A 14,273-nucleotide genomic window follows, 5' to 3' on the forward strand; every position below is an offset into this window, starting at 1 on the left:
ACATACTGCATTTATTGTAACAGGTGCCGGCCATTCATGCAATGGATTTGCCACGCTCCCCCTATTTCTTTTAGCTGCAGAAAAGGACGCGATCTGCTATACTGGAAAGCATAAAGGAGGATGCCCTATGGAACTTACGCTGCTGCCTGATGGAATCTATGAGCGCGTCATTTCAGACGAACTCGGGAAGGTGCTTGACGAGGCAAGCAAAGAAGAACAGATTTGGAAGGAGACGGAGACGGTCGATTCCCAGGAAGGGGCCCGTTATCTATCTGATTATGCCGGCCGCCTCATTCACTGTTGCCTAAAGGAAATCGCCGATCAGGATGAAGAAGGAAGTACGGCCCTTAGTAAGGAACTTCATCTTGTCAATGACCTCATCCGGCTTCTTTCAAAACGCATGGAAACCTTAGGCGAAGGCCACACCGTAAGCCGTGAGGATTTTCTTCTCACCCAGCTGAAACGGCGTCAGAATACCCTCAAGGAAATCATTCTGGAGCGGCCTTTATCGGGGCTTTCCCATTCCACGCTCTTTACCAACAGCAAAAAGGACGTTTCCCTTGTAACGGAACTGCAGCGGGAAATCCAATCCGCGGACCGCATCGACCTGCTCGTTTCCTTTATCAAATATTCAGGGTATATTATGATCCGCCCCTATCTCCAGGAATTCACCCGCCATGGAGGAAAGCTCCGCGTCCTTACGACAACCTATATGGGTGCGACCGATCCCAAGGCCGTAGCCGAGCTGGCGGCTCTTCCCAATACGGAGGTCCGGATTTCCTACAATGTCAAGGAAACGCGTCTTCATGCCAAGGCCTATATTTTTTACCGCAGCAGCGGCTTTTCCTCGGCTTATGTCGGATCATCAAATCTCTCCCATGCAGCCATCGCCGATGGACTTGAATGGAATATGAAGATCACCCAGCAGGATATGCCCCTTGTCATGGAAAAAATCCATACGACCTTTGATACATACTGGCATAGTGATGAATTTCAGGACTTTAGCGAAAAAGACCGTCCGCATCTTGAAGACGCCATTGATGCTGAACGGGGACGGGGCAAAAAGGAAGGTTCCGCCCTTTCCTATGCTTTCCGAATCCGTCCCTACCCGTATCAGGAACAGATCCTTGATGCCCTGCAGGCTGAGCGGCAAATCCATCACCGCACGCGCAATCTCGTTGTTGCCGCTACGGGTACAGGAAAAACCGCCATTGCAGCTTTTGATTACGCTCGCTTTGCCAAAAATAGAAACAAGGAAACCCGTCTTCTTTTTGTGGCCCACCGGGAGGAAATCCTCACCCAATCCCTTTCCGCCTTTCGTCAAGTCCTCCAAGATCCAGGCTTTGGGGAACTTTCCGTAGGAAACTTCAAGGCCAAACGGGCGGACCATCTTTTTATCTCCATTCAAACCTTTCAGCACCAGCGTCTATGGGAAAAACTTGATTCCCATTACTATGACATGATCATTGTTGACGAATTCCATCATGCAGCAGCACCGAGTTACCAGAAACTGCTCTCCTATTTCAAGCCAAGGATCCTTCTGGGCCTTACGGCAACGCCAGAACGCATGGATGGGAAAGACATCCTCTCTTATTTTGATGGTCATATGGCAGCGGAAATCCGTCTTTCTGAAGCGATTGAAAGACGTCTCTTGGTTCCTTTCCATTATTTTGGCGTAGAGGACCCCATCGACTTGAGTCACGTTGCTTGGTCAAAGGGGCAGTATGAAACAGATGAGCTTATCCATCTTTATGCTAGGGATCATACGGCAGAGATCAGGGCCAACGCCATCTTAAGGGCTCTCACTCGCTATACCAGTGATCTGCGGGATGTAAAAGGCATCGGTTTTTGCGTTGGAATCCAGCATGCCGAATTCATGGCCCGTTTCTTCACCAAGGCGGGGATTCCTTCCCTTGCCCTATCGGGGGATACACCTGATGAAGTGCGCCGGAAAGCAGCAGCTGACCTAGCTTCCGGCAGGCTGACCTTCCTTTTTGTTGTCGACATCTTTAATGAAGGCGTCGATATCCCCGCCGTCAATACGGTACTTTTCCTGCGTCCCACGAACAGTCTCACCATTTTTTTACAGCAGCTGGGACGCGGCCTGCGCCTTTTTGAAGGCAAGGACTGCCTTACGGTCCTTGATTTTGTCGCTCAGGCAAACCGAAAATACGACTTTGCTTCCCGTCTTTTTGCCCTCATGGGGACAAGGAACCTCTCCATTCGCCGTGAAGTTCAGCTAGGCTTTCCCCACGCACCCAAGGGCTGCTGCATTCAGCTGGAAAAAGTTGCCCAGCAAAGAATCCTTGAAAATATCAACAGCCAGCTAAAAGGCCTTTCCTACTATATGGAAACCATTCGTGAACTTTACGAGATAACAGGGAGCGTACCGACACTTGCGGAATTTTTCAAAGCTTCCGGCATCGATCCCCACCTTTTTTATAATGGGAAGCGAACCTACACAAGGCTGCTCATGAAGGCCGGCCTCATAGAAGAACGGGAAGAAAGCCTTGAGGAAAAAGTCCTCATGAGAGCTTATCCGACGCTCCTTTCCCTGGATTCCCCGCACTGGATTTCCTATCTCAAGGAAAACCTGAAAGCTCCTCAACGGCCAACAACGATTCTTGATAGGGAATATGCGGCCATGCTGTACCACACTCTTCTTTCAAAGGATCTGGAAGCCCTTGGGATTATTTCCCCAGAAGCGCTCATCTTGAGCCTTAGCCACTGGCATCCCTTTATCAAGGAACTGGAGGCCTTTTTGACGATGCAGGAAAACGCCCTGTCCTTCCTGCCCCAGTCCCCCGGGGTCCTTTATCCCTGTGCCCTTGAAGTCTATTGTCACTACACAAGAAACCAAATCTTTGCCGCGCTTGGGTACGATCATCCCAGTTCCATCCGCGAGGGCGTCAAGTTCATGACCCCAGAAAAGAGTTTTGCTGTCATCCATCCAACGGATGTCTTTCTTGTAACCCTGAATAAATCAGACCGCGACTTTTCGGAGACAACACGTTATGAAGACTATTCCATCGATCGGATGACCTTTCACTGGCAAAGCCAAAGTACGACGACACCCCATTCAAAGACGGGGCAGCGTTATGAAAGGCTGTGCAGGGAAAAGGAAAAAGCGGGTTATATTCTTCTTTTTGTTCGTGAAAATAAAAAAGATGCCTACGGCGGCACCCAAAGCTATACGTTTCTTGGCCGTGTAAGCATCGAGCGTCTTCAAGGCTCACAGCCCATGACCGCGATCTTGAAACTTGCCCTGCCCCTATCTGCCGGCCTCCTCACGGAAACCGACGCAAGCGGCGTCCTGTAAAGTCCTGTAAATGAAAGATCCCAACAAACGCGTCACATAGACCATTCGTTGGGATCTTTTGTGTTATGCTATACCAAATCGTCAAAGTCAAAAGCGGCGGCTTTCGTGTAGTTCGTTACTTTCGCTTCAAAAAAGTCCGTTTTCGTTCCATTGAGATTGGAGAAGCTTTCAATCCATTCCATGGGATTCTGACTGATTTCCGGGTAAAGGGGCGCAAGTCCAATGGCTTCAAGGCGGATATTGGCCAAATACTTGATGTACTTTTCGATCAGGCCATTATTGAGCCCCAGAATCTTATCATCCGTAATATACTGGCCCCATTTGATTTCATTTTCCGCACCCTGACGGATCATGTCGGCAATATGAGCATCCTGCTCCTTTGTAAAAAGATCGGGCCGTTCATGACGCAGTTCGCGGAGGATATTCTGGAAGAGAATGAGGTGCGTCACTTCGTCACGGTTGATATATTTGAAGATGGTGCTCGTTGCGGTCATTTTCCCCTGGCGGGCCAAGGTGTAAAAGAAACTAAAACCTGAGTAGAAATAAATGCCTTCAAGGATATAGTTTGCCACAATGGTATGAAGGAAATTGCCTTCGTTCGGATCATCGCTGAAGCGCTGATACGCATCGGCAATAAACCGATTCCGTTCCAATAGCGTCGAATCCGTGCGCCATTCATCATAAATCTTATCCCGTGTAATGGGATTTGTCACCGTATCAAGGATATAGGAATAACTCTGCGCGTGAATTTCCTCTTGAAAAGCCTGGATATTTAAGAGGGACGCCACTTCCGGTGCCGTGATATAACGACTTATGTTTGGCAGGTTTTCGCTCTGGACGCTGTCAAGAAAGTTCAGGAAAGAAATAATCTTATCGAAGGCACGGCGCTCGCTGTCCGTAAGGTACGGGAACTGCTTGATATCTTCGTTCAAGGAAATTTCTTCGGGGATCCAGAAGTTATTGAGCATGGTCCGGTAAAGTGTATTGGCCCAATCATATTTGATTCGGTTCCATTCGCGCAGGTTTGTCGTATTACCGCCAATCATGGCCTGGGTCCCGCGCTGCCCATGTTCATTAAAAATAAGTTTCTTTTTCATCTTGCGCTCCTTCTCACACAGTCAGGATGAACAGCTCGTGCATTCATCCATTTCAAGGGACTGGTTCCGCACATAGTAAATGGTCTTGATGCCCTGTTTATAGGCTTCAATATAGAGGTTCAGTATTTCCGAGGCCTTCATGCGGGGCGTGATATAAAGATTAAAGGATTGGGCCTGATCGATGTGGCGCTGACGGGCTGCATTGGCACGAATGGACCACTGCTGGTCAATGGTATGAGCTTCCTTATAGAGCCAGAATGTCTTTGGGTTAAGGTCCGGTGCCGTTTTCGGGGTAAAGGATCCTTGTTTTTCCTCTATGAAGAATTTCTTGAAAATAGGATCGATGCCAGCCGTTGTATTGGCAATGTTGCTCGTTGAACCGGTTGGCGCCACAGCAAGGAGATACCCATTGCGCATACCGTACTTGTGGACGTCGGCAGCAAGACGCTGCCATTTTTCACTGGTATAGCCGCGCCGGGTAAAGTATTTGCCCGTATCCCATTCAGATCCCTTGAAGGCAGGATAAGCCCCCTTTTCTTTGGAAAGTTCCATGGACGCTTTGATGGCATAGTAGGCAATCTTTTCAAAAAGGGCATCAGCCGCGGCTATGTGTTCTTTTGATTCCCAGCGCAGGCCGTGCTTTACAAGATAATGGTGGTAGCCGCTCGTGCCAAGGCCGATGGCCCGGTATTTGTCACAAGTCAGCCGGGACTCCGGTACCGGCGTCTGGTTGATGGTAATGACATTATCGAGCATGCGCACCTGAAGGGCAATCTGTTCTTCCAGGAAATCTTCATCAATCTTGCCAAGGTTGATGGAATTCAAGTTGCAGGTGACCATATCGCCTGGCGCTGTCACTGTCGTAATGGTCCCATCGTCCTCAAGGATTTCTTTTTTGAGGTTCGTAAAGCCCACATTCTGTGCGATTTCATGACACAGGTTCGAAGCATAGATCATCCCCGCGTGCTTATTGGGATTGGCTTCATTGACCGTATCCCGGAAAAAGATGAAAGGGGTTCCCGTTTCAACGGCACTTTTCATGATTTTTTTCATCATCTCAAGGGCGGGGACGCTGATGCCATGGAGACGGGAATCCTTTTCACAAGCAAGGTAATGCTCCGTAAAGGCTTTATCTTCCTCCGTATCGTAGAAGTCTTCCAGAGCAAAGCCCATGACCGTATTCACTTCATGCGGATCAAAGAGGGTAAAATTTTCGCGTTTGATGAGGCGCTCCATGAAGAGGTTCGGAACGGAAATAGAGGGAAAGATATCATGGGCCTTGCGCCGATCATCGCCGTTATTGGTCCTCAGTTCAACAAATTCATAAAAATCCTTGTGCCAAATATCAAGGGTCACCGTCGCGCCGCCCTTGCGCCTACCGAGCTGGTCAACGGCAACAGCCGTATCGTTATAGAGCCGGACCCAGGGAATGACCCCTCCGGAAGAGTTCTTGAATCCCCGGATATCACTGTTGAGGGCCCGAACCTTCCCCAGATAGATGCCTAGGGCCCCTCCATGCTTGGAAACACGGGAGAACTTGCTGTTCACATCATAAATGGACCAAAGGTTGTCATCGACACCTGCCACAAAACAGCTGGACAGCTGATGAAATGGCGTGCCAGCATTAGCAAGGGTCGGCGTTGCCGTTGTCATCTTGAGCTCGCTCATAAGGTCATAGAACTTCTTGGCGTAGGCCACCTTGTTTTTCCCTTCAACGAGAGCAAGATGCATGGCAATGGCCATAAAGCGTTCCTGCGGCAGTTCATAGACTTCCTTGTTAAATCCCCGTACAAGATAACGGTCTGCCAGGAGTTTGAGTCCTTCATAGTTAAAAAGGTAGTCCCGTTTCGGTTTGATATAATCCCCCAATTCCTGGAGCTCATCTTCCGTATAGTCTGTCACAAAAAAATCAGCATATTTCTTCTTGTCAACCAGCATATGGATGAGATTGGAGAAATTCCCATAACCAAAGGCCTTATAACGGCGCTGGATGGCAGCCTCTTTATAGAGGTCAAAGAGGAACAGGCGGGCAGCCACAAACTGCCAATCCGGATTCATCTCCTGAAGGGGTACCCCGCCCCCTTCATGACGGGAGGGAATGACTTTTTCAATGGCCGTGCGGATCAAGGTCTGCTGGATCTGTTTCGTGGTCATACCATCGACAAACTGAAGCTTGGAATCCATTTCAAGCTCCATGGGATCGCATGAATCAAGTCCCAGACAGGCAAAAGCAATCATACGCTTGGTCTTTTCGACGGAAAGGGGTTCAAAATGCCCGTCCCGTTTGCGGATCATGATGTCCATAAGTGGCTTCCTTTCTTGTTCCTAAAAGTAAGAAAGACCACAAGATATAGTGGTCTTTGATTGTTTCTTTGGGTTCCTCATACATTATACGGGCTCATAGTCCATAAATCAAGTAAGAATTATTTTATGATTATTATTATAAAAATAGGAAACAGGACATTATTGTTGGGAAGCATGGGCTCCATTTTTCTGACTGATTTCAAGAAGGTGCCAGACATCGGGCGTTTCAAAGCCATATCGCCAGGCTGCCGTCCCTGCCAGCTGATACTGTATTGCGAGACGGGACTTATAGTAGAGGCTCAAGGCATCTTCCTGCCAAAAGACATAATCCCTGCCGCCTTCCGTATAGGAAACCCGAGTCATCTTTTCCTCTGGGAGCCAGGTCTTCCGGAAGGTCGGAAGGTTCTTTTTATCATGAATGAGCTGCTGGGCCTGCCACATACCAAGGGTTCTCGCCCGATACTCCTTGGTGCCTTCCGGGGCCTCCCATAGGCGCATATAAAGTGGGAGACCAAATAGAAGTTTTTCCGGGGGAACGCCCTGGGCAAGAGTCTCTTGGACCTTCTTTTCATCCCAATTGAAAGAAGCCGTCGGTCCCGGCACTTTACTCAGCCGAGAAAATTGATCATACGTCATGAGAACAAGATAATCCACGCTTTTCGTCAAGGCCTTCCGGTCGTAGCAGCGGGACCAATTGGGATTGCGGCTGGGAGCTGTGACATCCATACTGAGGATCAGTCCCTTCTTTTGGGATTGACGGCGCAGATAGGCCATGAAGCTTGTGAGGGCATCACGATCTTTTTCATAGATGTTCTCAAAATCGATATTGATTCCATCAAAACCGTGCGTTTCAGCCTCTTTCAGGAGCTGGTCAATGATAAAGCGCTGGGCATGGGGGTCTTGAAGGAATTTATGAGTAAGATCCGGATCAAAGGAATTGGTCACAAGCGGCCAGACCTGGTACCCTTTTTTGTGGGCCCGTTCCGTATACCCTGGCACAGCCGCGCCTTCCACCTTTCCATATTCCCCCGTTACACGGTACCAACACGGCGAAACAACGGTCAGGCCTGGGACCTTGGGCAGCGATGAAAGATCCACGCTGGGATCATCCTTATGCTGCCAAACCATACTGATGGGATGCGTCAAGCTAGGCGCCGGTTGGGGCTTAGCTTGGCTGTCCTTTTTAGGGGTGGCGCAGCTTCCCATCCCTATGACAAAGGTGAGGAGTACAAGTCCCAACAAAAAAGAAATTTTTCGCATAGAAGCCTCCTGGATCATTGTTTGTCCTTATTGTATCAGGTACGAAAAAAGAGAGGCCATGAAGAAAATGAAATTCTCATTTTTTCACAGCCTCTCGTACATTTTTTATTTTCTGAAAGCGTCCGTCAGAGGCGGAACAATCTGTTTCTTACGGGACAGGACGCCGGGCATATGGAAGTGACCGTCAGCTTCAGGGTTGCCGAAGGCTTTTTCCAGGACGTCGCCGTTCTTGCCAGCCCAAAGAAGTTCCGTCACTTCCGTCATGATATCCGTAACCATGAGAAGGCTCGTGTCAGATTCACCAGAAGCCACCATTTTTTCCAGTGCGGCCTTCAATGCCGGCCATTTTTCCTTGGCTTTTTCGCCGTCCATGACGTTCACTTGGGCAACGGTGACTTTTCCTTGCGGGAAATCAAATTCCTTCATATCACCGTGGCAGATTTCATCAGGCGTGCTGCTGTTGATGGCAGAACCATGCTGCAGCATATCAAGGGCATAGGCTTTCGGATCCTTGATGCCGGCGATTTCAGCAAGTTCCAGACCAATCTTGCGGTCCGTTTCCGTTGTTGTCGGAGATTTGAAAAAGAGCGTATCAGAGCTAATGGCAGAAAAGAGCAGGCCTGCATACTGCGGCGGCAGGGCAATACCATTTTCCTTGGCCAGTTTGGCAATAATGGTAGAGCAGCAGCCCAGCGGTTCAACGCGCATATAAAGGGGTGCAGCCGTCTTCAGGCCGCCCAAGCGATGGTGATCGATGACTTCCTTTAGGTCCGCATCGGCAAGACCGTCTACAGCTTGGGATTCTTCGTTATGGTCGACGAGGATAAGCTTTTGGCCCGGTTCGACTTCTTCGATGAGTTTCGGTGCTTCCATCTTGAAGGCATCAAGAACGTATTGGGTTTCCTTGCTGACTTTGCCGGCTCTGCAAGCGACAGCCGGTACACCGAGCTGCTGTTTGACATAGGTATAGGTCAAAGCGCAGCAGATGGAATCCGTATCAGGGTTCTTATGACCCGTTACAATCGTCATGTTTTCCATGAATGAACTCTCCTTTTTACCTGTACAGAATTGTATATACACAAAATTATACCACAGTTGGCGCAAATCGTGCCATAAAATGCCGTGCCTCATGGAATCCGTCCATAGCGGCACTCGTGATGCCGCCGGCGTAGCCGGCTCCTTCACCGCAGGGGTAAAGGCCGCGGCAGTTCAGGGACTGTCCATTTTCTCCGCGTACAATGCGCAGGGGCGCGCTGGTTCTTGTTTCCACGCCTATCATAAGACCTTCCCGGCTGAAACCGGGCAGACGGCGTTCAAAATCACGGAGCCCGTTTTCCAAGGGATCGGTGACAAAGTTTGGCAGGATCTTTCTCAAATCATAGGGAACAAGGCCGCGCCGATAGGTTGTCTTAAAAGGAACGGATAGATCCGGTGCCGTATGATCCACAAAGCTGCGGCTTGACTGGGCCGGAGCCCGGTAAGCGCCAGCAGCCCTGTAAGCAAGAGCCTCATAACGGCGCTGAAAGACCATCCCACCCAAAGGACCTTCGGGAAAATCGTCGGGTGTCACAGCAACAACAAGGGCACTGTTGGCCCGACCCGTATCCCTTTTGTAGGGGCTCATGCCATTTACGACAAGTCCTCCTATCTCAGAGCTGGAGGCAACGACTTCGCCGCCCGGGCACATGCAGAAGGAATAAACAGCCCGGCCGGACGCGTCATGATAGATGAGGGCATAGTCAGCAGCCCCCAGCTTCGGATGCGCGGCAAATGGCCCGTATTGAGCCTTGTTGATGAGGGCCTGACTATGCTCAATGCGCACGCCGACAGCAAATGCCTTGGCTTCCATATGGACGCCGCGGGAATAAAGGGCTTCATACGTATCGCGGGCGCTGTGTCCGCAGCAAAGGATGACGCCGTTTGTTTCGAGGCGTTCCCGGCCGTTTAGGGTAACAGCCGTCAGCCCTTTTTTCGAATCCAGATGAAAATCCGTCACCTGTGTTTCATAACGGATTTCCCCACCCGCCTTTTTGATGCGATGGATCAAGCCCGTGACCATGATGCGGAGACGGTCCGTCCCAACATGGGGCTTTTGTTCATACAAGATTTCTTCCGGAGCACCGGCGGCAACAAAGGTTTCAAGGATATGTCCCACAATGGGGTCATTGACCCGCGTCGTGAGTTTTCCATCGGAAAAGGTGCCCGCCCCGCCAGCGCCAAACTGGACATTGCTGACAGGATCAAGTTGTCCCGTTTGCCAAAATGTTTCCACATCTTTTACGCGGTGGGCAAGATCCCGTCCCCGCTCCACTACAAGGGGATGGTAGCCGTTTTCCGCAAGTTCGAGGGCAGCCATCAGCCCGGCAGGGCCAAGTCCCACCACGAGGGGACGCCCGTGCAGCTTTTCGCTTCCAATCTGGGGCTTTGGGGTCTGTGCCCTTTTATAGGGCAGGATGAGCTGCTTTTTTTCAAGACGGCTGCGTTCCCCATTGGTTAGCTCCAAATCAAGGAGCAGATGATAGACAAAGGTGATACTCTTCTTGCGTCGGGCATCGATGGCCTTTTTAAGGAGTGTCACGCGGCGGATCTTTTGGGGAACAATCCCAAGCTGCCGTGCCGCCGCTTCCTCTAGGGTGCGGCGGCTTTCAAGACCGACGCGGAGGTTATTCATTCTAAAAAGCATGGTTTATTGGTCCTTTTCGTTTTTCACGGTGATTTCAACAATGACATTATGTGTATCGGCAAGGACCTTGTCAGGAATCTGGAGAGGCATATTAAGCTCCACATTGCTTGTGATATTGTCAAGGACAATGGGGGCCGTCTTGATTTCCTTCAGTTCTCCCAGGACCTTGGGATCTGCCGTCAGGCGCACGGTCTGGGGCGTGATCTTGGTTCCGACCAGCGTGATGCCACTTGGCAGTTTACCCGAAAGATCGGCTTTGATAGGAAAATCGTTGGTCCCTAGCTGACGCACGATGGTGACCGTCGTCGAAACCTTGCTGGGCGTCACCTTGACATCGTACATTTCGCGGCCCAACTGGTCAACGGCCACGGCGGTCGCATCTGTTTCAAAGTTCTTATCGTGGTTTGAGATATCGACCATGACAAGGACCTTGGCCACTTGATTGATGCGCTCTTCCGCCCCGCTGATTTTCACCTGTAGGGGATTGAGATCCATCCGGCTTACGGTGATGCCGCTATGAGGTACGCCCACAATGCGCGCTTCCAGTTTCATCTCTTTTGAGACCTGTGTATCGATTTCAAGCTGGAGCAGACTCGGCGTGATCTCGATGACCTCGCCGTTCTTGACTTGGGCCGTGACGCGGTAGGTATTGCGTCCTTTGCTGGCCCCCTCAAAATCGATAAAGGCTTTTACATCCGCTGTGCGAAGCGCCGCAATCTGGCTTCGCGTTCCGCTTACGCGCACGTTGACCGTTTCAGGCAAATCCTTGACGAGCATGTCATCCTGAAGATGCACCGTCTGCAGGGGTACGGTAAAGCTACGGGTGGTGATTGGATTCTGTTCATTCATGACATAGACCCAAAGGATGGACGCAACGATGACGCACATGATCCGGGCCAGCCACGAATTTCTTGTTGGGTGTTTACTGCTTAGCATCATCATCGCCTCCTTTGCTGCGATCCTTGAGGCTCAGAAGCTTTGCCTTGATGGAATCTTTCCAGTTGAGCATGGGTTCCTTCATGACAGGACGCAAAAGGTCCTTCACGTCGCGGTGGGTCAGATAGCGCTGGAGTGCGCCGCCGCGGGCAAGGGAAATTGCCCCTGTCTCTTCACTTACGACAAGGATCAGGGCATCAGTCTGTTCCGATAGACCAATGGCCGCACGGTGCCGCGTCCCCAGCTCCTGGCTGAGGTTCCTCGCTTCCGTCAAGGGCAACAGGCAGCTTGCAGCTGCAATGCGGTCGCCGCGGACAATGACAGCTCCGTCATGGAGCGGAGTATTCGGAATAAAGATATTTTCAAATAGGGCCGTGCTGATCAGTCCGTCAATGCGGACGCCCGTTTCAATATAATCGTCAAGGCCTGTTTCCCGTTCAAAGACAATCAGGGCCCCAATCTTGTTGCGGGACAGATCATCAGCCGTCAAAGCCACCGATTCAAGCATGTTTTCTACCTGCATCTCATTAAGGACCGTGCTGCGGCGGAACAGTTTGCCTCGGCCAATCTGCTCTAGGGCACGGCGCAGTTCGGGCTGGAAAACAATAGGCAGGGCAAACATGACAATGGTCATGAATTTTTCAAGGAGCCAGTTGATCACATACAGATTCAGCCATTTGCTGACGAGCATGACCAAAAGCAGCATCAAAAGGCCCTTGACAAGGGACGCCGCCCGTGTGTTTTTCAGCATTTGGTAGAGCTTATTGAGGAAATAAGCAACCACCAAGATATCGATGACATCCAGGAAGGTGATGGTATGGATGAGATCTAGGACATGGGATTCCAAGGGTTTCGCCTCCTCAAGGTTCTGGATTGGTTAAATATTCCGTTCGACCAGTTCTTCAACCGGTTCATCCGTCTTTTTAAAAGGAATGTCTCCTTCATAAGCAAGGAAGGCCAAGGCATAACTGACGGCCATGGCAGAGCCCATCATGAGGCCCCTTTCGTCCATATCAAATTCCGGCGTATGGTGATTGGCCCCGCATCCAAGGTCCGTATTTTGAATGCCTGTAAAGGAAAGGACCCCTGGATAGAGCTTTTGGAAAAGGGCGAAGCTTTCGGACGCCATCCAAGGCGCCGCGTCAACGACAGCGTCTTTTCCAAGATCCCGCACAAGAGCCTTTCGTCCCAGCGCCGCGCAGGTTTCATTATTGCGCACCTCATAAAGGGCCTTGGGCATGTGGGTGATTTTATAGGAACATTGATAAAGGGCCGTAAGATGATCCAAGGTCTTTTTTAGATAGGTCTCAAAAAGGGACCCCGCTTTTTCATAGCTGAAGAAACGAGCCGTACCGCCAAAGGTGAGAGTACCGGGAATGACGTTGTACTGGTCACCACTATGGACAAAACCCAAGGAAATGGTCAGGCATTCAAAGGGGTCGACACGGCGCATCCGGAAGCTTGAAAGCTCACTATAAATCGCGTGAAAACAGTCAATCGGGCTCCGGGCAAGATCGGGCCGGGCTCCGTGACCAAACTGACCAGAAAGCTCGACAACAAAAGCGCAGCCTCCACTCATGACAGGACCAGGACAAAGCGATACGGTTCCAGCGGCCATATCCCAGCGCACATGGGTCGCATAGCAGCCATCGATGGAAAGCTTCAGGTCATGAACGATGTAGGGCAGGAGATTCCTAATGTCTCCACTTGTTTCCTCACCGCGTTCAAAACAAAAGACAATCTTGCCGACAAATTCATCCTTATGGGCGGCAAGGATGCGTGCCGCCGTAAGGGTCATGGCCATATGGCCATCGTGCCCGCAGGCGTGACTGACACCGGGGATCTTGGAAATACAGGCTTTGGGTTCTTGCAGGTTTTTCTCACTTTCCTTAATGGGAAGCGCGTCTGTATCACTGCGCATGAGGAGGGTTCTCCCCTTTTTCCCGCTGTCAAGGATGGCCAGAAGGCCCCCGTCAGGGACATTCACGGTTTCAAGGCCGAGGCCCTTGAGATACGATTCGAGGAAGGCAATGGTCTTTTCTTCTTCATTGCTTAGTTCCGGATATTCATGAAAATAACGGCGCAGACGGACCGTTTCCGCAAATTCCGCCTTTGCCTCGCTGAGGATGTTCATAGGCGTTCCTTTCATAATAAGACGCTGCTTGGCAGCTTATGAAGGTGCCCGTAGGGCCCTTCCGGAGACATAAAATTACAGTTTATTATACCATGAATTGCCGATTCTTCCATGCCTTTAGCCTCTTTGCCCCGCAAAAGTTCCATAAAAAGACACAACCTCCTTCCATAGGAAAAGAGACACTCACCGGTGCTTTTATTTTGGTTCTATAATAAATGTTGGGGTGAGGAAATATTCTTTCCTCACCCCATTTTTGCATAAAAAAGTGGACATAGACGGCATCCACTCTTACAATTAAATCGCCAAACCTAAATGAAAGGAAGATGGCCTATGTCCACATTTGATTATATAGCAAATTCCTTGAATGTCAAAGGTAACGTAATAAAAAAATGCATCCACAGTGAGCAACAAATTGAATTTATTATGGAACTGAATCGAGCTGTTGTCCAATGCCCTAATTGTCATGCGAAGACCGATAGAATCAAGGATTACCGTTGGCAAAGGATTGCTATCGGATCCATTTTGCACCAACAGGCTTTT

General features: G+C 50.2%; 10 protein-coding genes. 2 read left to right on the forward strand and 8 right to left on the reverse strand.

What is annotated here, in order from left to right; all coding sequences use genetic code 11:
• The first annotated feature begins 127 nt into the window (after positions 1–127).
• Positions 128–3,319: a DEAD/DEAH box helicase gene (locus H503_RS0105685; protein ID WP_026385565.1), complete on the forward strand. Its 3,192-nt coding sequence runs from the start codon at positions 128–130 to the stop codon at positions 3,317–3,319.
• Between the two features lie 68 nt (positions 3,320–3,387).
• Here H503_RS0105685 and H503_RS0105690 read toward each other — a convergent pair whose 3' ends face one another.
• The 8 genes from H503_RS0105690 to H503_RS0105725 all read right to left on the reverse strand — a co-directional run bounded on the left by H503_RS0105690 (position 3,388) and on the right by H503_RS0105725 (position 13,748).
• Positions 3,388–4,416 (reverse strand): ribonucleotide-diphosphate reductase subunit beta, encoded by a 1,029-nt coding sequence (locus H503_RS0105690; protein ID WP_009014631.1) that lies wholly within the window; start codon positions 4,414–4,416, stop codon positions 3,388–3,390.
• A gap of 21 nt (positions 4,417–4,437) precedes the next feature.
• Entirely contained in the window at positions 4,438–6,720 is a 2,283-nt protein-coding gene (locus H503_RS0105695; protein WP_009014632.1) for a ribonucleoside-diphosphate reductase subunit alpha, read from the reverse strand.
• Between the two features lie 159 nt (positions 6,721–6,879).
• Positions 6,880–7,980, reverse strand: a complete 1,101-nt coding sequence (locus tag H503_RS0105700; protein ID WP_016460016.1) for a glycosyl hydrolase family 18 protein — start codon at positions 7,978–7,980, stop codon at positions 6,880–6,882.
• Between the two features lie 105 nt (positions 7,981–8,085).
• Entirely contained in the window at positions 8,086–9,018 is a 933-nt protein-coding gene (locus tag H503_RS0105705; protein ID WP_009014634.1) for a manganese-dependent inorganic pyrophosphatase, read from the reverse strand.
• Between the two features lie 46 nt (positions 9,019–9,064).
• Complete coding sequence (locus H503_RS0105710) at positions 9,065–10,663, reverse strand: NAD(P)/FAD-dependent oxidoreductase (protein ID WP_021736553.1); 1,599 nt, start codon at positions 10,661–10,663, stop codon at positions 9,065–9,067.
• A gap of 3 nt (positions 10,664–10,666) precedes the next feature.
• Positions 10,667–11,599, reverse strand: a complete 933-nt coding sequence (locus tag H503_RS0105715; RefSeq protein ID WP_016460014.1) for a CdaR family protein — start codon at positions 11,597–11,599, stop codon at positions 10,667–10,669.
• A complete protein-coding gene (gene cdaA / locus H503_RS0105720) occupies positions 11,586–12,446 on the reverse strand; it encodes a diadenylate cyclase CdaA (protein ID WP_014129023.1) in 861 nt (286 codons plus the stop codon). Before cdaA ends, H503_RS0105715 begins: the two co-directional genes overlap by 14 nt.
• A gap of 30 nt (positions 12,447–12,476) precedes the next feature.
• Positions 12,477–13,748: a M20 metallopeptidase family protein gene (locus tag H503_RS0105725; protein ID WP_014129024.1), complete on the reverse strand. Its 1,272-nt coding sequence runs from the start codon at positions 13,746–13,748 to the stop codon at positions 12,477–12,479.
• Positions 13,749–14,063: 315 nt separating this feature from the next.
• On the opposite strand from H503_RS0105725, the gene H503_RS12550 reads away from it, so the two are divergent.
• On the forward strand, positions 14,064–14,273 hold a 210-nt coding region (locus H503_RS12550; protein WP_026385566.1), incomplete at its 3' end, for a transposase family protein.

This window comes from Acidaminococcus intestini DSM 21505, from assembly GCF_000425045.1.
GTDB lineage: Bacteria > Bacillota > Negativicutes > Acidaminococcales > Acidaminococcaceae > Acidaminococcus > Acidaminococcus intestini.